This is a genomic window from Paenibacillus doosanensis, from assembly GCF_025060755.1.
Taxonomy (GTDB): domain Bacteria; phylum Bacillota; class Bacilli; order Paenibacillales; family NBRC-103111; genus Paenibacillus_S; species Paenibacillus_S doosanensis.
On record NZ_JANYUY010000002.1, the window covers coordinates 24,225 to 45,717 of the forward strand.

19 protein-coding genes are annotated in these 21,493 nt (G+C 53.8%); 7 read left to right on the forward strand and 12 right to left on the reverse strand.

Annotation, left to right across the window (positions count from 1 at the left end; all coding sequences use genetic code 11):
- Positions 1 to 533: 533 nt before the first annotated feature.
- Positions 534 to 1,430 carry an AraC family transcriptional regulator gene (locus N0M98_RS02695; protein WP_249866038.1) on the reverse strand — a complete coding sequence of 299 codons (897 nt, stop codon included), beginning with the start codon at positions 1,428 to 1,430 and terminating at the stop codon, positions 534 to 536.
- Between the two features lie 138 nt (positions 1,431 to 1,568).
- Between N0M98_RS02695 and N0M98_RS02700 the strand changes: the two genes are divergently transcribed.
- Positions 1,569 to 2,951 carry an alpha-glucosidase/alpha-galactosidase gene (locus N0M98_RS02700; protein ID WP_249866039.1) on the forward strand — a complete coding sequence of 461 codons (1,383 nt, stop codon included), beginning with the start codon at positions 1,569 to 1,571 and terminating at the stop codon, positions 2,949 to 2,951.
- 177 nt (positions 2,952 to 3,128) lie between these two features.
- Here N0M98_RS02700 and N0M98_RS02705 read toward each other — a convergent pair whose 3' ends face one another.
- The 3 genes from N0M98_RS02705 to N0M98_RS02715 all read right to left on the reverse strand — a co-directional run bounded on the left by N0M98_RS02705 (position 3,129) and on the right by N0M98_RS02715 (position 6,584).
- Entirely contained in the window at positions 3,129 to 3,860 is a 732-nt protein-coding gene (locus N0M98_RS02705) for a ZIP family metal transporter (RefSeq protein WP_249866040.1), read from the reverse strand.
- Between the two features lie 144 nt (positions 3,861 to 4,004).
- Positions 4,005 to 5,408 (reverse strand): NAD-dependent malic enzyme, encoded by a 1,404-nt coding sequence (locus N0M98_RS02710; RefSeq protein WP_249866041.1) that lies wholly within the window; start codon positions 5,406 to 5,408, stop codon positions 4,005 to 4,007.
- Between the two features lie 150 nt (positions 5,409 to 5,558).
- A complete protein-coding gene (locus N0M98_RS02715; protein ID WP_259616995.1) occupies positions 5,559 to 6,584 on the reverse strand; it encodes a redoxin domain-containing protein in 1,026 nt (341 codons plus the stop codon).
- 254 nt (positions 6,585 to 6,838) lie between these two features.
- On the opposite strand from N0M98_RS02715, the gene N0M98_RS02720 reads away from it, so the two are divergent.
- Positions 6,839 to 7,633 (forward strand): C40 family peptidase, encoded by a 795-nt coding sequence (locus N0M98_RS02720; RefSeq protein WP_259616880.1) that lies wholly within the window; start codon positions 6,839 to 6,841, stop codon positions 7,631 to 7,633.
- A 330-nt stretch (positions 7,634 to 7,963) separates the two neighbouring features.
- Positions 7,964 to 8,470: a PCYCGC motif-containing (lipo)protein gene (locus tag N0M98_RS02725; protein WP_259616881.1), complete on the forward strand. Its 507-nt coding sequence runs from the start codon at positions 7,964 to 7,966 to the stop codon at positions 8,468 to 8,470.
- A gap of 76 nt (positions 8,471 to 8,546) precedes the next feature.
- On the opposite strand, the gene N0M98_RS02730 is transcribed toward N0M98_RS02725, so the two are convergent.
- From N0M98_RS02730 to coxB, 8 genes are all read right to left on the reverse strand, one after another.
- The gene (locus tag N0M98_RS02730) at positions 8,547 to 9,905 is read right to left on the reverse strand and encodes a sensor histidine kinase (protein WP_259616882.1); all 1,359 of its coding nucleotides are present in this window, start codon (positions 9,903 to 9,905) and stop codon (positions 8,547 to 8,549) included.
- A complete protein-coding gene (locus N0M98_RS02735; RefSeq protein WP_259616883.1) occupies positions 9,902 to 10,579 on the reverse strand; it encodes a response regulator transcription factor in 678 nt (225 codons plus the stop codon). Before N0M98_RS02735 ends, N0M98_RS02730 begins: the two co-directional genes overlap by 4 nt.
- Positions 10,580 to 10,996: 417 nt before the next feature.
- Positions 10,997 to 11,452, reverse strand: a complete 456-nt coding sequence (locus N0M98_RS02740) for a DUF420 domain-containing protein (RefSeq protein WP_249866046.1) — start codon at positions 11,450 to 11,452, stop codon at positions 10,997 to 10,999.
- 26 nt (positions 11,453 to 11,478) lie between these two features.
- Entirely contained in the window at positions 11,479 to 12,369 is an 891-nt protein-coding gene (locus tag N0M98_RS02745; protein WP_249866047.1) for a cytochrome c oxidase assembly protein, read from the reverse strand.
- 85 nt (positions 12,370 to 12,454) lie between these two features.
- Positions 12,455 to 12,769 carry a cytochrome C oxidase subunit IV family protein gene (locus tag N0M98_RS02750; protein WP_249866048.1) on the reverse strand — a complete coding sequence of 105 codons (315 nt, stop codon included), beginning with the start codon at positions 12,767 to 12,769 and terminating at the stop codon, positions 12,455 to 12,457.
- Positions 12,770 to 13,390 carry a cytochrome (ubi)quinol oxidase subunit III gene (locus N0M98_RS02755; protein ID WP_249866049.1) on the reverse strand — a complete coding sequence of 207 codons (621 nt, stop codon included), beginning with the start codon at positions 13,388 to 13,390 and terminating at the stop codon, positions 12,770 to 12,772. It abuts the gene before it with no gap.
- A complete protein-coding gene (gene ctaD / locus N0M98_RS02760) occupies positions 13,387 to 15,198 on the reverse strand; it encodes a cytochrome c oxidase subunit I (RefSeq protein ID WP_249866328.1) in 1,812 nt (603 codons plus the stop codon). The genes N0M98_RS02755 and ctaD overlap by 4 nt, the downstream gene beginning before the upstream one ends.
- Before the next feature lie 70 nt (positions 15,199 to 15,268).
- The gene (gene coxB, locus N0M98_RS02765) at positions 15,269 to 16,270 is read right to left on the reverse strand and encodes a cytochrome c oxidase subunit II (protein ID WP_249866050.1); all 1,002 of its coding nucleotides are present in this window, start codon (positions 16,268 to 16,270) and stop codon (positions 15,269 to 15,271) included.
- 400 nt (positions 16,271 to 16,670) lie between these two features.
- Between coxB and N0M98_RS02770 the strand changes: the two genes are divergently transcribed.
- The 4 genes from N0M98_RS02770 (at position 16,671) to N0M98_RS02785 (ending at position 21,491) form a co-directional block, all read left to right on the forward strand.
- The gene (locus tag N0M98_RS02770) at positions 16,671 to 17,363 is read left to right on the forward strand and encodes a YhcN/YlaJ family sporulation lipoprotein (protein WP_259616884.1); all 693 of its coding nucleotides are present in this window, start codon (positions 16,671 to 16,673) and stop codon (positions 17,361 to 17,363) included.
- A 178-nt stretch (positions 17,364 to 17,541) separates the two neighbouring features.
- A complete protein-coding gene (locus N0M98_RS02775; RefSeq protein WP_259616885.1) occupies positions 17,542 to 19,335 on the forward strand; it encodes a DEAD/DEAH box helicase in 1,794 nt (597 codons plus the stop codon).
- Between the two features lie 167 nt (positions 19,336 to 19,502).
- On the forward strand, positions 19,503 to 20,093 hold the full coding sequence (locus tag N0M98_RS02780; protein WP_249866053.1) for a guanylate kinase: 591 nt from the start codon (positions 19,503 to 19,505) through the stop codon (positions 20,091 to 20,093).
- A 246-nt stretch (positions 20,094 to 20,339) separates the two neighbouring features.
- A complete protein-coding gene (locus tag N0M98_RS02785; RefSeq protein ID WP_259616886.1) occupies positions 20,340 to 21,491 on the forward strand; it encodes a virulence factor in 1,152 nt (383 codons plus the stop codon).
- The last annotated feature ends 2 nt before the right edge of the window (positions 21,492 to 21,493 follow it).

Here is a 21,493-nt window from a genome sequence, read left to right on the forward strand (position 1 = left end):
GTGCGCGAAATTGGCGGGCCGAAGGTGCGGCAAACCAAAGCAGGCTTCCCGGGTGGGAGGCCGCTTTGGTTTTTTTCGTTGTACCGGACTCCTGCTAAGAGCCCGAGATCAAGCAGGCTTCGCTATGCGGGAATAGTCTGAAGAAGCCGATGGCGCTCGCGTTCGGGAGATGGCACTCGCAACGGCACAGCGGCCGTTATATCAACCCAATCGGCCATTTTCGATTTCTAACGGACGCAGATGCAGCTATTGGTCGCCATAGCCGCCTTAGAAAGCCATTCGGAGCTATTTAAGCGCGCTGATGACCGTTTACGTTTAAAAAACGTCTGTTTGCGACGAATTTAGCTCGCTGGCGTCCGTTAACCTTTGAAACGGTTCGATGCCCGGCTCAGGGGCTGCCCCGCTGCAGTTCCCTTCTAGGCCGTTCGAGCGCTTGCCCGTTCCTGAGAAATAGGCTTTGGCGAGCGGTGTTGCAGCCAAGCCATTGTCTAAACGGATACGTTGGACGCCGCGGCTTGTTGTTCACCACGCTTCTAGGGCTCGATCCGCAAAAAATAGACGGGATCGCCTGTTTTGCCGATTCGGTATTCGCTGGGCGTCGTTCCGACAAAGGAGCGGAATACTTTGATAAAGTAATTCGTATATTCGAATCCCGTTTCCCTGCCGACCGATTCCACCGTCATATCCGTATGCCTGAGCAGCCAAGCCGCCTGTTCAATGCGGATTTTGCGCAAATACTGGTTCGGCGTAAGGCCGGTTTTCTTCGAAAACTGGCGGCAGAAATGATATTTGCTCAGCCCCGCCGCTGCCGCCATATCCTCCACGGACAAATCGGCGGCAAACCGCGACTTCATCAGCTTGATCGCGGCGCGAACGGAATCCGGCATCTCTTCGGGCGTGCGCACGATATCCCTGCCTTCGGCCAGCCGGTGCAGCGACATGAGCAGCTCGTACAAGCGCGCGGAAATCGTATACTTGTCCAGCTCGGGGTCCCGGTACACCTCCGCATACAGGCGGCTCAACACCGCCAGCGGCTCCCGATGCTCCCGGAACGAGACAACCGGGCCGAGCTTCTTGATCAGCGTCGTGAAGTGGCTGAGCGCATCCGCCCCGTTCACGACGATATAGAGAAACTCCCACTCCTCGCCCCCCTCCGGAAAATAGTACTCCTGATCGCCCGGCACGACGGTCATAAAACCGGTATCCTTAGGCAACGCGTATAACCGCTCCCCGTCCCGCAGCATCCCCTTGCCGGCCAGCGTATACTGGAACACGATCAAACCTCCTCCGCGCTCCATGCCGTTCCAGCGGTATGACGCCGCGGCGACCCGGTCCCATCCGATATTGATCAGACGAATCGGCAGCTCTGCCGGGCTGATATATTTGAAGCCGAAGCTCGTACGTGCGCATGCCTCATGAGGGATGAGCAATATAGTATCATCCTTTCGAAAATATGTTATCATTGTAAGCCTTTTCCTTATCGCTTATTATGAAACTGTCCGATTCGGAAGTCAACGGTCGCGTGCTTACTGATTATATATTTTTCGAGCGAAAGGGGAATTGGTTCGATGTTGAACATTGCAATGATCGGTGCGGGGAGTATCGGCTTCACCCGCAGGCTGGTTATGGACATCCTGGCGGTGGAGGAATTCCGCGATGCGCAATTCCGTTTCATGGATATTAACGAGGAAAGTCTCGACATGGCAGCGAGCCTGTGCCGGCATATGATCGAGAAGAACGGGCTTCCGGCCGTCATCCATGCGACGACTGATCAGAGGGAAGCTGTCGCCGGTGCCGACTATGTGTTCTGCACCGCCAGAGTCGGCGGGCTGGAAGCGTTCCGCCACGATATCGAAATCCCGCTGAAGTACGGCGTCGATCAATGCGTCGGCGATACGCTCGGACCGGGAGGCGTGTTCTTCGCGCTCCGCACGATTCCGGTGCTGCTCGATCTGGCCCGCGACATGCGCGAGCTCGCTCCGGGCGCCCTGCTGCTCAACTATTCCAACCCGATGGCGATGAATACTTGGGCGGTCCGCCGGGCCGGCGGCGTCCCGGTGATCGGGTTGTGCCACGGCGTGCAGCACAGCCACTCGCTCATCGCCAAGGCGCTCGGCCTGCCGAAGGAAGAGGTCGATTATACGGCGGCCGGCATCAATCACCAAACTTGGTTTATCGAGGTGTCCCACCAGGGCAGCAGCAGACTCGGGGATATTCTCCCGGCGATGGAGAAGCATTCCCAAATCGCCGCTCAGGAGCCGTGCCGCATTGATGTGCTCCGCCGCTTCGGGTATTTCTCCACCGAGTCGAACGGGCATTTAAGCGAGTACTTGCCTTGGTACCGCAAACGCCCGGAAGAAGTCTCCCGCTGGATTTATCCGGATACATGGATCGGCGGTCAAACCGGCGGTTATTTGAACCATTGCCTGAGCCGGGGAGACGAGTATAAAGAAAACTATCCGAAGTGGCTTAGCGGCGAATTGGAATCGATACGTCTGGGCGACCGCTCCGAAGAACACGGCTCCTATATTCTCGAAGCGCTCGAAACCGGGCGCGTCTACCGTGGTCATTTCAATATCGAAAACCGCGGCCTCATTACGAACTTGCCGGACGGCAGTACGATCGAGATTCCTTGCTACGTAGACCGCAACGGCATTCAGCCGACCTATATCGGCGCGCTGCCGCTGGCCTGCGCCGCCACCTGCCGCGTCAGCATCGGCGTCCAAGAGATGGCCGTCGAGGCCGCGCTGACAGGCGACCGCGAGCTTGTGAAGCAGGCGGTGCTGCATGATCCGCTGACCGCCGCGGTGTGCACCCCGGACGAAGTATGGCGCATGTGCGACGACATGTTCGAGGCGCTGGCCCCGTGGCTGCCGCAGTTCAACGGCGAGCGGCGCACATGGAAGGACATCCCTCAGCCCGGCGGAGGAAAGCTGTCCTTTATCCGCTAACCGACGTTCTCAAGCTCCAGCCGCTTCACCCCAAATAGGGCCCGGCAGTAAGCGCGCGCCGCCGATTTCTCGGCAGCCCGCTTCTCGCCGGGCCCAACTGATTACATCCTATGGATTAGCGTGTCCTCCTCCGCCTGCTTAAGGCCTAAGACAGACGCTGCGGCGTAAAACCGCCTCTCAGCGCAGCCAATGCGTCAAGCCGATCATCGTCAGCAAACCGACGATGAATGCGAACGTAGCCGGCCGCTCGTGCCCGTCTCCATGGCTTTCGGGAATCAGCTCCTTGTACACGACAAAGAGCATTGCCCCGGCCGCAAAGGCCAGTCCATAGGGTACAATATTATGAATTCGCGAAGTAAAATGATAGCCCGCAAAGCAGGCGCCCAGTTCGATCAGCGAGGTCCCGGCGGAATAAACCATCGTTCGCAGCTTGCCTACCTGCTGGGAGATGAGAAACAATGCAATCAGGAATCCTTCCGGCACGTTCTGCAATCCGATCGCAAACGAAACGAGCGGTCCCAAATCTTGATGCTCGCTCGCAAAACTGACGCCGACCGATAAACCTTCCGGTAAATTATGCAGCCCCATAGCAATAAGAAAAAACAGCGATTTGCCGTTCACCGCTTCTCTCTTAAATGAATGCTTCGGTTCGGTATGGGGAATCCACTTCTCCATCAAAGTCAGCGCCAGCGTCCCTCCGAGGATTCCGACGGTCAGCACCAGCATATTGGATAGCTTCAAAGCGGACGGGATCAAGCTGTATGTCGAAGCAGCCACCATAATTCCGGCCGTATACGCCAGCAGGCTGTCTCTGCCGCGATGAGACACGTGCTGGAGCAGCAATGCCGGAATTGCGCCGAGCACCGTGCACAAGGAAGCTATCGTCCCGCTAAGCGCCATCTCATCCATACCAAACCTCCGCATCTTATTTTGACATCTCCGCCTTTATCATGATATGTACAAGCACGAAAAAAAGAACAAGGAACTCGTCCCTTGTTCTTCGCGATGATTCGTTGGTCGCGGCTTTCGCCCGCTTCGGGGCAGCACCGTCTCTTAGCGGAAATCCGGCGGAATCCGGCGGGCGACTCCCGTGCTGATAGCCGCTTCAATAACAGCATGGCGCACATTCGCTACGACATGCTCGTTGAAAATACTCGGAATGATATACAGCTCATTGACTTCCGCGTCGCTGACGACCGAGGCGATAGCGCGGGCGGCGGCAAGCTTCATCTCCTCGTTGATGCGGCGGGCGCGGCAATCGAGCGCTCCGCGGAAAATACCCGGGAAGCAGAGCACATTGTTGATCTGGTTCGGATAATCGCTTCGGCCGGTCGCCATAACCCGCACATACGGCTGCGCCACTTCAGGCTCGATCTCCGGATGCGGGTTGGCCATAGCGAATACGATAGGGTCTTTGGCCATCGATTGCAGGTGATGGACCTTCAGCAAACCTGCGCGCGATACGCCGATGAACACATCCGCTCCTTGGATGACGTCATCCAGACTGCCTGGCTCCGCCTCCACCTGCGGCTGCTCGGCAAGCCATTGCCACATCGGCTGCTCATACGACCCGCCGCGTACGATAGCGCCGTCGCGATCGACCGGCACGAGGTGGTTCAATCCTGCGGCGAGCAGCATCTTGCACACGGATACGCCCGCTGCGCCGATGCCGTTGACGACAACGCGGATCGATTCGATCGGCTTGCCGACCACTTTAAGGGAATTGAGCAGCCCGGCCATCACGACGACCGCAGTACCGTGCTGATCGTCGTGGAATACCGGAATGTCCAGCTCCTGCTCAAGCCGCGACTCGATCTCGAAGCAGCGGGGAGAGCTGATATCCTCCAGATTGATTCCCCCGAAAATCGGGCTCATCGCCTTCACCGTACGAATAATTTCTTCCGTATCCTTCGTATCGAGGCAGATCGGGAACGCATCGACGCCGGCCAGCTGCTTGAACAGCATCGCTTTTCCTTCCATGACGGGAGCCGCAGCTGCGGGGCCAATGTCGCCGAGGCCCAGTACGGCCGTGCCGTCCGTCACGACGGCAACCGTGTTGCGTTTGATCGTCAGCGAGTACGCTTTATTGGGATTCTCATGAATCGCCGTGCAGACGCGGGCTACTCCCGGCGTATACACGCGCGACAAGTCATCGCGGTTTTTGATCGGCATGTTCGGGCTCATCGATATTTTACCGCCCAGATGCGCTAGAAACGTCCTGTCCGATACGTTAATCAGCGTAATTCCGGATAATTCCTTAATGGCGCTAACAACCTGCGCTTCCGCCGAATCCTGTACGTCCACCGTAATATCCCGTACGGAAGATTCCTTGCCGATGCGGATTACGTCAATAGAGGTGACATCGCCTCCGGCATGGCTGATCGCAGCCGCCACATCGCCAAAAGTGACCTGACCGTGAGTCAATTCTACCCGAAGAATAATACTTGTATTAGCCATTGACTAAAGCCCTCCTCGAAAAGTTCATCATTATGAACAATATTCATAATGATGAACTATAATGTATATCACATCATATCACGCTTGCCCTTGAATGCGCAATATGATTTTGTTTCGCTTTCATAGCAGGGGCATTATGCCGTTCGGCATTTACCGGACTGCTTTTTTAAGCATATCCTCGTCCATCGCTCCTTGATGCTTTTTGCGAATGATTCCCTGTTCATCTAACACATAAGTGGCCGGATACGCGGATATTTGATAGGTTTTCCCTACTTGGCCTTCCACATCCAACACCAGCGGAAAAGTCAGCCCCCAGTGGCTCTTGAACGCCTCGACGGGAGCCTGGCTTACTTCGGTATGTCTGGCATCCACAGACAAGATGACGACGTCGCGGTCTTTGTACTCGCTATAAAACTTCTGCATAACGGGCATCTCGATCCGGCACGGCGGACACCAGGTCGCCCAAAAGTTGATCAGCACTTTTTTTCCCCGGAAATCGGACAGCTTTACGGCTTGACCTTCCAACGTAAAAAGCTCAAAGTCCGGCGCCCGCTGACCGATGCCGAGCCCTTCCGCCGCATCCTCCGCAGCCTGAACGCCGAACCCTCCCGACTTCTCCCAAGTATTCGCAGCGACTGTGCTGATCAGCGCATGGAGTATGACGAAAGAAACGAACAGCGTCGATACGCCCCTGCTCCCCGCCTGCGGCCGTACTTTCCGCCAAGCTGCCAGCAAAGCGATGCCGAGAACCGCTATGACGGCATTAGTGGAAGCATTTCCCTCTAAAAATATGACCGCCAAAATCCGATACAAAGTGTACCCCACCAAAATGGAGACAAGCCACGAATCTATATAAATGGTTCTGTTAGGGGATTTATGGTCCCGAAACCACACATAGCCTAACGTTATAAACGTTGCCAGCCAAATGCCTCGCATGCCGCCGCTGCTGTACAGCAGGTCCGCGGGATTATCCAGCAAGCTTATCGGCTGAAACAGCAGCGCGCTCAACTTCCATAAGAGGAGCCAAAGCAAAGCCGCGTCCCAGGCCCTGTCATAGCGGGCTTCTGGGGGCAGTAGACGGCGCAGCCGCGCTCGCATCGTTACATACCCTGCCACCGCCGCAGCGGCCGCAATCGCAATTTGGCTAGATAAGACCAACGGGCCAAGCGTCCACACGTTCAAATCCGGTACCTCCTGCTCCTAGTCCTTGATTCCAAACGGATTGTTGTCAGCGATATCGCGTTCTTATTTTTATTGTGTATCGGATGCTTGGTCATGTCAAACTCAAGTATTTTTGCACTCCAATAGAACAATCTTATAGGCCCCTATACGAGGCAAACCTTTGCCTGCCGCTTTGATGAAAAGCGCCGGCAATTTACATAAAAAGGTTTGGCAACTACATCTTAGAACAACTGGAGGTAATTCAAAACATGAAGAAACAACTTGCCGCTCTACTGCTAGCCACTACTCTCACAGCCGGAATTGGCCTGGTCGCCCCTCATGAAGCTCACGCCGCATCGGCGCAAATCGTCAGCGGAGTCAACTTTAGAGACGCGCCCAGCACTTCGTCCAAGGTGATCCGTATGCTTAAGAAGGGCGAATCCGTCAATATTGTTTCCAAGGTGAACAATTACTGGTACCAGGTTCGCGATGCCAATGGCAAAGTCGGCTACGTGTCGACAGACAGCAAATATATTAAATCATCCTCTTCCGGAAACAGCAGCTCCGGCAATAGCGGAAACAGCGGCAGCGGCTCTTCCAACAACAACACCAGCACCAATACCAGCGCTACGGTCACTAAAATTATTAACGCCGGTAAAAAATATCTCGGTACCCCGTACGAGTTCGGCTCCAGCCGTTCGAATACCAAGACGTTCGACTGCTCCGATTTCGTCCGCCAAGCGTTTAAAGACGGCGCAGGCATCACTCTGCCGAGCGATTCCCGTCAGCAAGCCGATTATGTGAAAAAGCTCGGTAACACGACGACGGATTGGCATAATCTGAAGCCGGGCGATCTGATGTTTTTCATGGATTACAAAGGGACAAGCAAGTCCGCTTATCCGACGAATAAATCCAATCAGCGCATTTCCCATGTAGCGATCTATTTGGGCAACGGACAAGTTCTTCATACGTATTCCAAAGAATCCGGCGGCGTTCGCATCGACAGCATCGAAGGCAAGCATTGGGAATACCGCTTTGTGTTCGGCGGAAGCGCACTGAAGTAACTTCGGCGCTTTTATGGCGGCGATGCCCCGCTAACCGTTAAACCGGCAGCCTGCGACCATCTGCGTCGCGCTGCCGGTTTTTTGGCTTGCCCGCTAACCCCGCAGCTGCTGCAAATCCATACTTATCTTATGCAGTGTGCCGCTGTTTTCCTTGGACGCTCCCTGCCAAAAGCACCGGACAACCGCTGATCCTTTCATACAAATCATCTCCCGTTCTTCAAAAGGCAAGTCATGAAGCTGTCACGGCAGCTCGGAATATCCTATACCCATGTATGGTATAATGAATACTAAGCATTAGGAAACAATACATTTTGTGGAGGTTTATAACTAATGAACCTGCGGCTAGTTCCATTATCGGGGATGGTAGCGCTATCGATCTTGCTGAGCGCTTGCGGCTCTTCTGCCGGCAAGTCTGCCGACGCCGTAGCATCGCATGCTCCCCACCAGCAGCACGCTGCAAACGGCGACTTGCAAGAAACGACCTCAAGTCTGGCGAAACTGCCGACCTTTCTTGACAAGCAGCGCCCGGAAATCAAACAAGCTTATCAGATTGCGGCAAGCACGCTGGATGTGCTGAAGTGGATTCCCTGCTACTGCGGATGCGGCGAAAGCGCCGGACACACGAGCAATCAGAACTGCTTCGTCAAAGAAGTAAAGCCGGACGGCAGCGTCGTCTGGGACGATCACGGCACGCGCTGCGGCGTCTGTCTCGAAATCGCGGTAACGGCCGCCAGAATGAAGCAGGATGGTCGCACGGTTAAGGAAATCCGCACCTTCATCGATCAAAAATATGAAAAGGGCTACGCCAAGCCTACGGCTACTCAGATGCCGGCTTAAACGCAAGAGGTCTTGAGCGGGCTGATACGCAGAGCTGCAGCGGGACAGGGCGCGCTTAAGAACAAGGCAGCGTTCCTCAACTGATGCTCGGCAGTATGACCGTCATGGTAGTCCCTTCCCCTTCTTTACTCTCCACCTGAATAGCTCCTTTATGGAGAGACACGATGTTGTGGACGATGGCCAGACCAAGGCCGCTGCCCCCGGTAGTCCCTGTGCGGGAGCGATCGGCTTTGTAAAATTGCTGAAATATTTTATTCCGCTCCCCTTCGGGGATACCGATTCCCGTATCGGCAAAGCTTACCTTCACCCGGCTGACTTCGGATTCGGAGCGAATCCGGATGCTGCCTCCTTCCGGCGTAAACTTGATGCTGTTGCCGAGCAAATTCATCCACACCTGATTAAGCAGGTCCGCATCGCCGGCAATCATCGTCTTCGGCAGAGTCAGCTCCAGCCGTATATGCTTGGCGCTCCACAGCGGCTCGCAAACGACCGCTACGTGGCGAAGCTGCTCGTCCAGCCGGAATGTCGTTCTCCGAAACGGATGATGCTTCGATTCCAGCGAAGCGAGCTTCAGCAGATTATCGCTCAGGCGCGACAATCGCTCGCTTTCCGATTGAATGATATCCAAATAATTGATCCTCTCCGCCTCCGGGATCGTGCTGCTGCGCAGCGCCTTCGCAAATCCGATGATCGACGTCAGCGGCGATTGAATTTCGTGAGATACATTGGATACGAAATCCTGCCGCATTTGCTCCAATTGCCCCAGCTCGAGCGCCATTTCATTGAAGCTCTGGGTCAGCACTCCGATTTCGTCGTTGCGCGTATAATCCAGCCGGACATTGAAATTGCCCTTCGCCAGCTTGCGCGTCGCTCTGGTCAGCATATTGAGCGGCTTGACCAAATAGCGGGCCGCCACGGCCATCACCGCCCCGCCGACAACCAGTACGATCAGCAAATTCAACTGGATCGTTCTGCGGATACCGACGCTGAAGACCGAATAGTCGGGCTGTACGAACAGGGCGAAGCTTGTTCCGCCAAGCTGTATCGGAAACCCCATCAGCCAGGCCGGAAGGCCGTCGTTATGCGGTTCGATGAATTGCTGGTAACGCTCGCCGCCAATAACCCGCAATATATCGCCGGACACCACCTTCGGCGAATCGGCCGAGCCCGCTACCCGTCCGCCTGCCGCATCGTATAACCCGATGTAAGACGATTTCATCTCCGCAAGCTGCGGCAGAATCGTGCTCCACTTCCCGGGATCGCTTTCCTTCAGCAGCGCCGCGATATGCTCGCCGGATTGCTCCGTATCCGTCTTCATCCATTCCTGCAGCTGTTGATCGAACAAGTGATTGGATACGATCAGCGAGACGACCAGGCCGACGATGACCGCCGCGACGAATACGGCCACGAGGCGAATATACAGCGACTTGATCATTCCAATACCTCCAGCCGGTATCCTAACCCTCGTACCGTGCTGATTCGGAACCTTGCCGTCTCCTCCCTGAAGCGTTCTCTCAGCCTTTTCACATGGACGTCAACCGTTCTTTCGTCGCCTTCATAATCGATGCCCCATATTTGCTGGATGAGCTGGTCTCTCGTGAAGATTTGCCCCGGATAGCTGGCCAGCTTGAACAACAGCTCAAATTCCTTGAGCGGCAGCGTACTCTCTTCTTCATCGGCTATCCGCACTCGATGCGACGATTGGTCCAGCATGCAGCTGCCGACCTGCACAAGATGCGAAGTAGCGATTTTGTAACGTTTAAGCAAAGCGCGTACCCTTGCGACAAGCTCCAGCGGATCGAACGGCTTGACCAAATAATCGTCGGTACCGAGCTCGAAGCCTTTAATTTTTTGCCCCGTCTCTCCTTGAGCCGTTACCATCAGCACCGGAATATCGTAATGTTCTTTAATTTGCCGGCATAAATCCCATCCGTCCATCTCCGGCATCATAATATCGAGAATGACCAGATCAACCTTGCCTGCCTCAAGCTGCTGCAATGCCTCGCGGCCATGATAGGCCTCCAGCGTAATAAACCCTTCCCGCTGCAAAAATAACGTGATCAAGCGTACGATATGCCTATCGTCGTCCACTACCAACACATTGGCCATACGGCATAATCCCCCTGAATTGGCTGTTCTGTTCCTTAGTATAACCATGACACTAAGAAACCATTGTTGCCGCAAAAAGACTCAAAGAGCTGCCGATTTTATAAAAGCTTCGTTAAAAAGTGTAGTGAAAAACAAACGGCCTGCGGTCGATAGAAGTTTCCACTCGCGGTTGTAGCCGGATTTTTTAATTTTTCACCTCCGGAAAGGAGAAAATCCGGGAGCAAAGGCGAACGCTTCGCTTCTACAGATTCAGGGCTGTCAAAGCTAAGAACAAAACCCCCAAAAGCCATCCATGCCGCCGACGCGGCACCACAGACAATGGAAATGGGGTACCAAGAGTAATTTCCAGGGTAGTGACGTGACAACAAAAAAAACAGACTCCGTAACGGAATCTGTTTCTGAAGGATATAGCTCACTCTATAGTCCCAATATGGCGTCAATCATCGGCTTCGTATCCCCGCCCGGGTACATGACGTACAGCAGAACGTAGACGACGACGCCGGTCGGAGCGGTAAGCAGCCAAATAACGGCCGTCCAGCGGCCGATTTTCTTATGCTTCGCAAACCGTTTGTTGAACGCATGCAGTAAGGTAATAACGCCGAATACGGCCGCAACCGTAGCTAAGGTAATATGAAAAAATAAAAATAGATGATACGGCAGCTTCAAAGATTCCGGTCCGCCGAAGGTTGTATTTCCTACGAAGATGGTCCGTGAGACGTAGATGATGAAAAAGGCGAGGGCAAAGCCGGCTCCCCACAGCATCAATTTCTGGTGAGTGTCCCGATTCCCCTTCACAATCTGCGCCCATCCGAAGGCTACAAAAATAGCACTGATCACGATGAAGCTGGTGCTAATCGTAGGCAATATATGCATTGTTGCTTCCACCTCATTATCGATAGTCAGGCCCGGTTAGCATTGACCGGAGAATGGACGAACGACTCATTCTGCAAATCTTCTTCCTCTTCCTGCCGACGCTCTCTCCGATACCAGCGGAAGAACGTATATGCAAGCGCAATGCCGTAGACGATTTCTTGAATGATTTTCATAATGACGCCGCCTAGCTGCTGATCGTTCAGAACGGACATAAATAAATACTGCTCGGAGACGTTTTTAAAATTCGCATACATCGGCTCGCTCGCAAAGATGATCAAAGCGCAGGCCGGCGTCAATAAAATGCCGTTGACAAAAATATACGCCATCTTCCACAATTCCGACATCTTGTTATATTCGGGCAGCGGGCAAAACACAGGGAACCACATTTGGAACGCCGCCAGAAGGAATACCGTATTGTACACGTCATGGAGCACCGAATTGGCCATAAGCGCGTCCATAATCATCGGGATATGGTAAAAGGAGAACACCATGTTAAACACGAATAACGACCCGAGCGGCGCGGTTAACAATTGCATAGCACGCTGTGCTCCCCTGCTTTTGAGCAGCGGCCGCAGCATCCATCCCGGAAGGCCGAGCAAAATAAATGGAGGCATAATCAGATACAATATCGATTGCTGCAGCATATGCGCGCTGAAGCTGTAATGATGCCCGTAAAAGCTTAGAGGGCTCCCCTCCGCCAAATAATATAACAACAGCCCGATATAGAAAAATACTTGATGTTTGACCGCCACCGGCTCCGACTCTGCGAACCGATGACGCCACCGATTGACAGCCATTCCATATAACCAGCCGATGATAATCACGACAAGCAGCACACCAGGCCCCCACAGCGTCGCAAAGCCGGAGATCGCGCCTGCGCCTTCATGACCGCTATGACTCAAAAGACTCGCATTCATGTCCAACTCTCTCCTTTCCGGATTCCTAGGCATAACAAGAAAAAAAGAGGGGCTTTCATCTTCTAAAAGCCACCCCTTACGCTAATTACCACCAAGTCCAGAAAACGCCCGCAGCTACGGCCGTCAAAGCAACGATAGCTCCAAAAATCAAACCCACGATCGGGAAGAGATGGCCTCTATCCTTCATGTGCATCCAATACGCCAACTGGAATAAAACTTGAACGACGCCAAGGCCGCTTAAAAACCAGAGCAGAAACGCCCGGTCCAGACCGCCGTACAGCACGGCTGCAAAAGCGATCATGGTTAACAGTATCGATACGATATAGGACAAGTAATGATTCTTAGGGCCTTCCAACTTATGCCGGTTTCCGGCAGATGAAGTATGCTGTTGGCTGCTCATTTACGGTCCCACCTTCCCCATCAAATACACTACGGTGAAGATAAATACCCATACTACGTCGATAAAGTGCCAGTACAAGCCGGCAACATAAAACTTAGGCGCCGTAACAACGGTAAGTCCCTTTTTCAAGGAAGACAAGATGAGAAGCGTAATCCACAATACGCCGAACGCTACGTGGGCTCCATGGAAGCCGACCAGCGTGTAGAACGATGTGGCGAAGGCGCTCTTGGAGAACACATGGCCTTCATGCACATATTCGGTAAACTCATATACTTCAAGGCCTAAGAAGCAGAGGCCCAACAATACGGTAATACCCATCCACAACAAAAGCTTGCTTAATTGATTGCGGTGTAAAGCCATCGTTGCAAATACGCTGGTAAGGGAGCTCGTCAACAAGATGAATGTCGATAAAGCTACCGTACCTAATTGGAAAATCTCTTGTCCCGTAGGACCGTCAGGAACCTGGTTTCGCAGAGCGATGAACGAAGCGAACAACGTACCGAACAATACGCATTCTCCGCCAAGGAAGAGCCAGAATCCCATTACTTTATTTTTTCCTTCCAGTGTTGCCGTTTCCGCGTGAGGTGGCAGGGCACCGCCTACTCCATGATGCGCACTCATGCCTTAACCCCCTTATCGTTGAGCTCTTCCGGTTCAATATGATACCCGTGATCGTCGTAAACCGATCTTAACAACATACAGAGCAGCATAATGGCGATACCGATAACGGATACCACGTAAGTATGGTACATAAAGCCGAAACCGGCAATAAAGAATCCGATCGAGAAAATCAACGGCAAAATCGACGGAGACGGCATATGAATCGAACCGATAGGCTCTGCCGGAGTCATCTCTTTGTTGCCGGCCATCTTCTCTTTCCACAATGGGTCCAATCCGCGCACAAGCGGAGTTTGCTTGAAGTTATACTCTGGCGGAGGCGAAGGAATCGCCCACTCCAATGTACGGCCGTCCCATGGGTCCGCAGGAGCGTTCTTCGGCAGACGAGCCGTCGAAATCGTATTGATCAAGAACACAATCGTACCGATACCCATCAAGAAGGCGCCGATCGTACTGATAAAGTTACCTTCTTCCAAACCAACGCCGGGCTGATATGTAAATACGCGGCGAGGCATCCCCATGAGCCCTAAGAAGTGCTGAGGGAAGAAAGTCATATGGAAACCGATAAAGAAGGTCCAGAAATGAATTTTACCAAGCGTTTCGTTCAGCATACGGCCGAACATTTTTGGCCACCAGTAGTAAGCACCGGCGAACAAACCAAGAACCAAACCGCCGACGATAACGTAGTGGAAGTGAGCTACGACGAAGTATGTATCGTGATACTGGAAGTCAGCGGCAGGAACCGCAAGCATAACCCCTGTCGTACCGCCCATAACGAACGTCGGAATAAACGCAGTGGCAAAGATGTTCGCTGTCGTGAAACGGATTTGTCCGCCCCACAGCGTGAACAGCCAGTTAAAGATCTTAACCCCGGTAGGAACGGCGATAGCCATCGTTGCGATGGAGAAGATCGCGTTACCGACAGGTCCGATACCGGTTGTAAACATGTGGTGAACCCAAACCATGAAGCCCAGGAACCCGATCAGCGCTGTAGCGAATACCATCGAGCTGTAACCGAACAAACGCTTTTTGGAGAACGTACTGACGATTTCGGAAATGATACCGAATGCCGGGAGAATCAGGATATATACTTCGGGGTGACCGAAGATCCAGAACAAATGCTCCCAGAGTACTGCATTACCGCCTTTGGCAACATCGAAGAACGCGCCGCCGAACAAGCGGTCGAACATCAGTTCAACCAAACCTACGGTAATCGCAGGGAAAGCGAACAAGATCAAAGCGGAAGTGATGAATGCTGTCCAAGTAAAGAGCGGCATTCTCATATAAGTCATACCGGGAGCGCGCATGTTGATAATCGTTACAAGGAAGTTAATCCCCCCGATTAACGTACCCAAACCGGCAATCTGTAAGCCGAGCACATAGAAGTCAACGCCATGGTAGCTGATGGTAGGATCGACAATGCTTGCAAGCGGCGAATAAGCCGTCCAGCCTGCCGCAGGCGCTCCGCCCAAGAACCAGCTGGTATTGAGCATGACTCCACCGAAGAAGAAAAGCCAGAAGCCCAGCGCATTCACAAATGGGAATGCTACGTCGCGAGCTCCGATTTGAAGCGGTACAACCGCATTCATAAAAGCAAAGATAATCGGCATCGCCGCAAAGAAGATCATCGTCGTACCGTGCATCGTCGTAAGTGCGTTGAACGTGTCGCCGATAAAAATCTTTTGGTCAGGATACAACAGCTGAATCCGAATCAGAATCGCTTCCACACCGCCCATGAGGAAGAACAATCCTCCAGCAATCAAGTACAAAATACCGATCTTTTTATGGTCAACGGTTGTAAGCCAATCCATTAATCCGGTGTAATGTTTTGCCTTGTGAGAATGAGCCAACGTATTTACCTCCTTTTTTCCAAGATGTTCATCATTTCAATGAATCTAAGTATTTGACCAAATCGTTGATTTGGTTGTCCTGCAATGGGATTTGAGGCATTTTGTTGCCCGGTTTCACCGATTGAGGATCTTTAATCCATTTCTTAATGCTCTCGTCGTCGTGAGGCAGAATACCTGCAACCATTTCACGAGAAGCGAATCCGTTCAAGTTAGGTCCAAAGCCAAGGCCTTGTGCATTGACCGCGTGACAGGACAAGCAATTGTCTTTAAATATTTGCTCCCCGTTCTTAGCGTCGGCTGGGATTGTTGCCGGGGTTTTCATTTTCTCTACCCATTTGTTGAAATCGGCTTCCGTTTTGGAAACGACCTTAAAGTCCATCAAGGCATGGGACGCACCACAGAGTTCCGCACATTTACCCATAAAGGTATCGGCGTCGTCCGCTTCAAGATAGAATACGTTGGTCATCCCTACGTTCGTGTCCTGTTTGCCGCCCAAGGAAGGAATCCAGAAGGCGTGAAGCACGTCCGCGGATGTAATTTCAAACGCAATTTTTTTGCCTGCAGGAATAACCAGATCTTGCGCGGTAGCAATACCAAGCTCCGGATATTCAAACTGCCACCAGAATTGATGCGCTGTCACTTTGACATGAACCGCATCCTTGTCGTTGATATGGTTTTCCGACAACTTGACCGTATAGCTCACCGTAGGCACAGCCAGAATGAGCAGCAGAAGAATCGGAACGACCGTCCAAATAATTTCCAGTGTGTGGCTGCCTTCCACTTGCTTCGGAATGATGTCTTTATCGCCCTTTTTCTTCCGAAAGCGAATGAGAACGTAAACATAGATAGCGAATACAACCACGACAACCAAGATCATGATGCCAAGGCTCAGCTTCATTAGAAACAGCTGGTCTCTGGCGACAGGACCCCTAGGCTTCAAGGCTGAAATCGTATCGTGTCCACACCCTGTCAGAAGCATCATCATCAACCCGAAAAGAGGGATGAAGCGCCACAGATTTTGCCATCGATTCATCTTATCAATCCCACCTCTAAAGCTAATATTTTTCAAACAAAAGGTCATATATTGTCAATGAACCTAATCACCATATTAACTATAAATTCGTACCACTTTTTTGTCAATGAATCTGAAGAAGTTCACAAATTGTTCTCAAACGGGCATTTTCATAGTATTTTCATTCGGTTTTCTCCTTTGCCTCTCTTGTTTTATTTCCAAAATCCAGGGCTTTTATGCACGAAATGTCGAATAATCGCAGCGCATAATAATCCCGATTTGTTGGATTCTAATATTGAAGAGCTTATCCCTTATTTAGAATCAGTTTTCTCAAAAGCACCCGAAAGTTATGCCTGCCGAACTGTTTTTTCTTCACCGAGGGCCGGCCGGGATTAACGACATTGTGAGGAGGTAATAAGCTATGCACGGTTTACGGCTTTCTTGGGCAGCGTTGTGCGCAGGCATCTTTGTAACGCTCGCCGGATGCTACCCGACGTACGATTACAACAGCGCCAACAATTACGGCAGCAGGCGGGATGCACCCAATCAAGATACGACAAGAGCCTATCAGACGCAGCAGCAGTACGCGATCGTATCGCATAAGCATTCGAATCTGGAGATGAACCAATTTCTATCCGATCAAGTCGCCGCTATGGACGGGGTAAACAGCGCCATCGTCATGCTCGCCGACAATACCGCTTATGTGGCCATTACGATCGACAAGACGGCGACGGGAACGCGCAGCGGAATCGGGCCGCAGGAGACGAATAACGCCGGCACGGTCCGCGGTCTCTATAATACGTACACCCCGTTCAACGACTATGCCCACCCGGACAAGCTCGCCACCGGAACCAACTCGTACGAAACGGTGTGGGACCATAATTATTTATCCCATCTGTTTAAGCAGAAAATTGCCGAAAAAATTCGTTCCTTGCAGCCTACTGTGGTCGACGTTTATATTTCGGCCAACCGTACCTATATTAATGAATTAAACCGGATAGCCCAGGAGGCTTGGCACGGGCGCGATCTGAAGCCTTATTTGCCTCATTTCGACGCTCTGTCGGAGCAAATCTTCGGCACCCAGCCGACCCAGCCTACAAGCACGGAACGGTAAGTCTTTATCCCCCCGAGTATCGCTTCATATTATATATGAAGAAACTCGGTTTTTTTTATGCCGCGATCCGGTTTCTTTTTGCCTTCGCTTCCTGTAGAATGCATGTATACGCCGGACAGCCGAACAAGCTGTTATTATCGGAAGATGAATGAACCGGAAGATAAGGAGACAATCTATAATGAAATCAAATTTTGCCACATTAGGCATTAGCGAACAAATAGCGGAAGCCTTGAAAAACCAAGGGTATACGGAGCCCACCCCCGTTCAGCAGGAAGCGATTCCCGTCGTGCTCGCCGGGGACGATGTCATTGCCCAGGCGCAAACCGGCACAGGGAAAACGTTAGCTTTCGTTCTGCCGATTCTCGAGCGCATCGATCCGCGCAAAAACTACACGCAAGCGCTCATCGTCACGCCTACCCGCGAGCTTGCGATCCAGATCGCCGGAGAAGTTCAGAAATGGGCGCCGATCAAGGGCGTCCGCGTTCTCGCCGCCTACGGCGGGCAAGATGTCGAGCGCCAATTAAAAAAACTCGAAGGCACCGTACATATGATCATTGCGACGCCTGGCCGCTTGCTCGACCATCTGCGGAGAGAGACGGTTCAACTGCAGCGCTTGTCTACCCTGGTGTTGGATGAAGCCGATCAGATGCTGCATATGGGCTTTTTGAACGAAGTGGAAGAAATTATTGTGCAAACGTCGCCCAAACGGCAGACGCTGCTGTTCTCCGCCACCATGCCCGGGCCTATACGCAATCTGGCTAAAAGCTATATGAGAACGCCTCAGGAAATTAAGGTCAAATCCAAGCAGATTACGTTGACGGAAATCGAGCAAATCGCCGTCAAAACGACCGACCGCGGCAAGCAGGACGCCTTATGCCGGCTTATCGACGAATATCGTCCCTATTTGGCGATGATCTTCTGCCGTACTAAGCTTCGCGCCGGCAAACTGAACGAAGCGCTGCAGGATCTCGGGTATGCATCGGACGAGCTGCACGGCGATTTGACGCAGGCGAAACGCGAGCAGGTCATGAAGCGGTTCAGAGAAGCGAAGATCCAATTGCTCGTGGCAACGGATATCGCCGCAAGAGGGCTCGATGTCGAGGGCATTACGCATGTGTTCAATTACGACATCCCCCATGACGTGGAGAGCTACATTCACCGCATCGGCCGGACCGGCCGGGCAGGACAGCGCGGGATGGCGGTGACGATGGTCGCGCAGCGGGATCAAGGCGCGCTGGAAGCGATCGAACGCGGCATTCATATGGAGCTGCCGCGGCGCACAGTGAAGGCGGACGGCGAGCTTAGCGAAGCGCGGACGAGCGGGCGCGGTGGACGCAGCGGCGAACGCGGCGACTACGCCGACAAGGAGCTTGTGCGGACGCCGGGAGGACGGCGCGGAGCCGGGCAGCAAGCGCGCGGGCGCGCAGGCGCTGCCGCCGACTCCGGCGGACGCGGATGGCAAGACCGCTCGGCAGCTCGCTCCAGCGAGCGCGGCGGGATGCAGCAAGCTCGCGGGCGGGCAGGCGCTGCCGCCGACTCCGGCGGACGCGGATGGCAAGACCGCTCGGCGGCTCGCTCCAGCGAGCGCGGCGGGATGCAGCAAGCTCGCGGGCGCGCGGGCGCTGCCGCCGACTCCGGCGGACGCGGATGGCAAGACCGCTCGGCGGCTCGCTCCGGCGAGCGCGGCGGGATGCAGCAAGCTCGCGGACGGGCGGGCGCTGCCGCTGACTCCGGCGGACGCGGATGGCAAGACCGCTCGACAGCTCGCTCCAGCGAGCGCGGCGGGATGCAGCAAGCTCGCGGGCGCGCGGGCGCTGCCGCCGACTCCGGCGGGCGCGGATGGCAAGACCGCTCGGCAGCTCGCTCCAGCGAGCGCGGCGGGATGCAGCAAGCTCGCGGGCGGGCAGGGCAGCCGGACGCTAAGCGCGGCAAACGCGGCGACGCGGGAAGCCGCGGACGGCGCGGGCGATAAACCCGCGGCACAGCGGGCTTCGCCGCCTCAAGGGGCGGCTGCAGCGGGGGGCTCCTCTCCGATTTCCCCCTGGCTTCGATACGTAAGCCTTTACCTGAGCGCGGAAAACAGGTAAAATAAGGTATACGCAATCGGCAAGGAACTTCTAAAACCAAGGAGGGGTTTCCATGTACGAACTAAGGGATAAAGACTTCATCTTCATTTTTACCGGACCAAACGGTGCCGGACGTAAAACCGTCGCCCAAATGTCCGGTGAAACACTCGGAATGAAACAAGTGATATCGTACACGACGCGAGCACCCCGGTCTGCGGAATTCAACGGCCAAGATTACCATTTTGTCTCCAGAGACGTATTTACGGAAGCCGAGCGTAATAACGAATTTATTGAAGTTATCGAAATCGACGGCAACCGCTACGGGGTAAAGGAACGAGACGTAGCTCAAATGATTGAGAAGCACGGAGCTATTTATTTGGTTCTGAACCGTTTCGGCGCCGAAGCGCTCAAAAAGCTGTACGGCAATAAAGCCGTGCGAATATTCATCTATGCGGACCTGAAGACAATTGTTAAACGCGAAGAAGACCGTGGAGACACTCCGGAATTAATTCAGCGTTACACTTCCCATTACGATGAAGAAATGGCTTACAAGGATCAATGCGAGCACATCTTCGAAAACCTGGATCTGGCACACACCGTCTTCGACTTGACCAAAACGTTGGACGACAACTATTTGCACCGCAATTTGGTGGATAAAGACTAAGGGCGGTGCATTTCAGCTAATGAGTGCGTCCTATATTATAACAAACCCCTGTATGAACAAGCCCGGCTGCGTCCTAGCCGGGCTTGTTTGTTCAGAATGCGAAAGGCGCCCGATAAACTGCAGCTCCCCGGACGGATCGCGGCCGGCGGGCTCCCTTCTCCGATCGTCAGCCTCTGTCGCATCATCGTTCGAAATAAGGTAAACTGAACATAGTACGATAAAAAAGTAACTTCGGAGGGAATCCTTATGAAGCTTATTTCTATAGAACCTACGCCCAGTCCTAACTCCATGAAACTCAATGTGGATGAATCGCTGCCGAGAGGCATCCGCCAAACGTTCAAAGCGGATCAGGCTGCCCAAGCTCCCGAACCGCTGAAAAGTCTTCTTGCGATCCAGGGAGTGCGCAGCTTGTTCCGAACGGCCGACTTTATCGCGCTGGACCGCGTTCCCGGGGCGGATTGGGCAGCCGTGCTTGCCGCCGCCCGCGAGCTGATGCAAGCAGAAGCCGGAGCCGGAGAGGCCCGGGATACGGGCCCTGCCGCAAGCTACGGAGAAGCTCAAGTGTTAGTCCAAATGTACCGCGGCATTCCAATGCAAGTACGGGTACGCTCGGGAGACCGAGAGGTGCGCTCGGCGCTGCCGCCTCTGTTCGGCAAAGCGGTACAGAAAGCCGCCGGATCGTCCATGATCCGGGAGCGCAAGCTGGAGGAGTTCGGTGTCCGTTACGGAGAACTGGAAGAAATCGCCGAAGAAATTGTAAGCGAGCTGGAGGCGTCCTATCCCGAAGAGCGGCTCCATGAGCTGATCCGGCTCGCGCAGGAGCAGGGAACTCCGGAGACCGGGGAAGCGCCGCCGCAAAGCGTCAGACCGAGCCCGTTATCGCTGGCGGAAGTAGAGGAACAGTTCCAATCCGACGATTGGAAGCTGCGTTACGCGGCGCTCGAACGGTTCGAGCCTTCGATCGAGGCGTTGCCTCTATTGGCCAAAGCGATCACCGATGAAAATACCTCGATCCGCCGTCTGGCCGTCGTCTATCTCGGCGACCTGCGACGCGCCGAAGCGCTGCCTTATTTATTCCAGGCGCTCAAGGATTCTACCGCCGCCGTGCGTCGCACTGCCGGGGATACGCTGTCCGATCTCGGCGATCCGGCCGCTGTCGGCCCAATGATTGAAGCGATTCGCGATAAAAACAAGCTCGTTCGCTGGCGCGCCGCCCGCTTCCTGTACGAAGCCGGCGACGAAACCGCCGTCGAAGCGCTTCGCGAAGCTTCGAACGACCCCGAGTTCGAGGTACAGCTGCAAGCGAAGATCGCGCTGGAGCGCATCGAACGCGGCGAAGAAGCCGCCGGATCGGTCTGGCAGCAAATGACCGAAAGCCGCAAGGACGGCAAAGCGTAAGC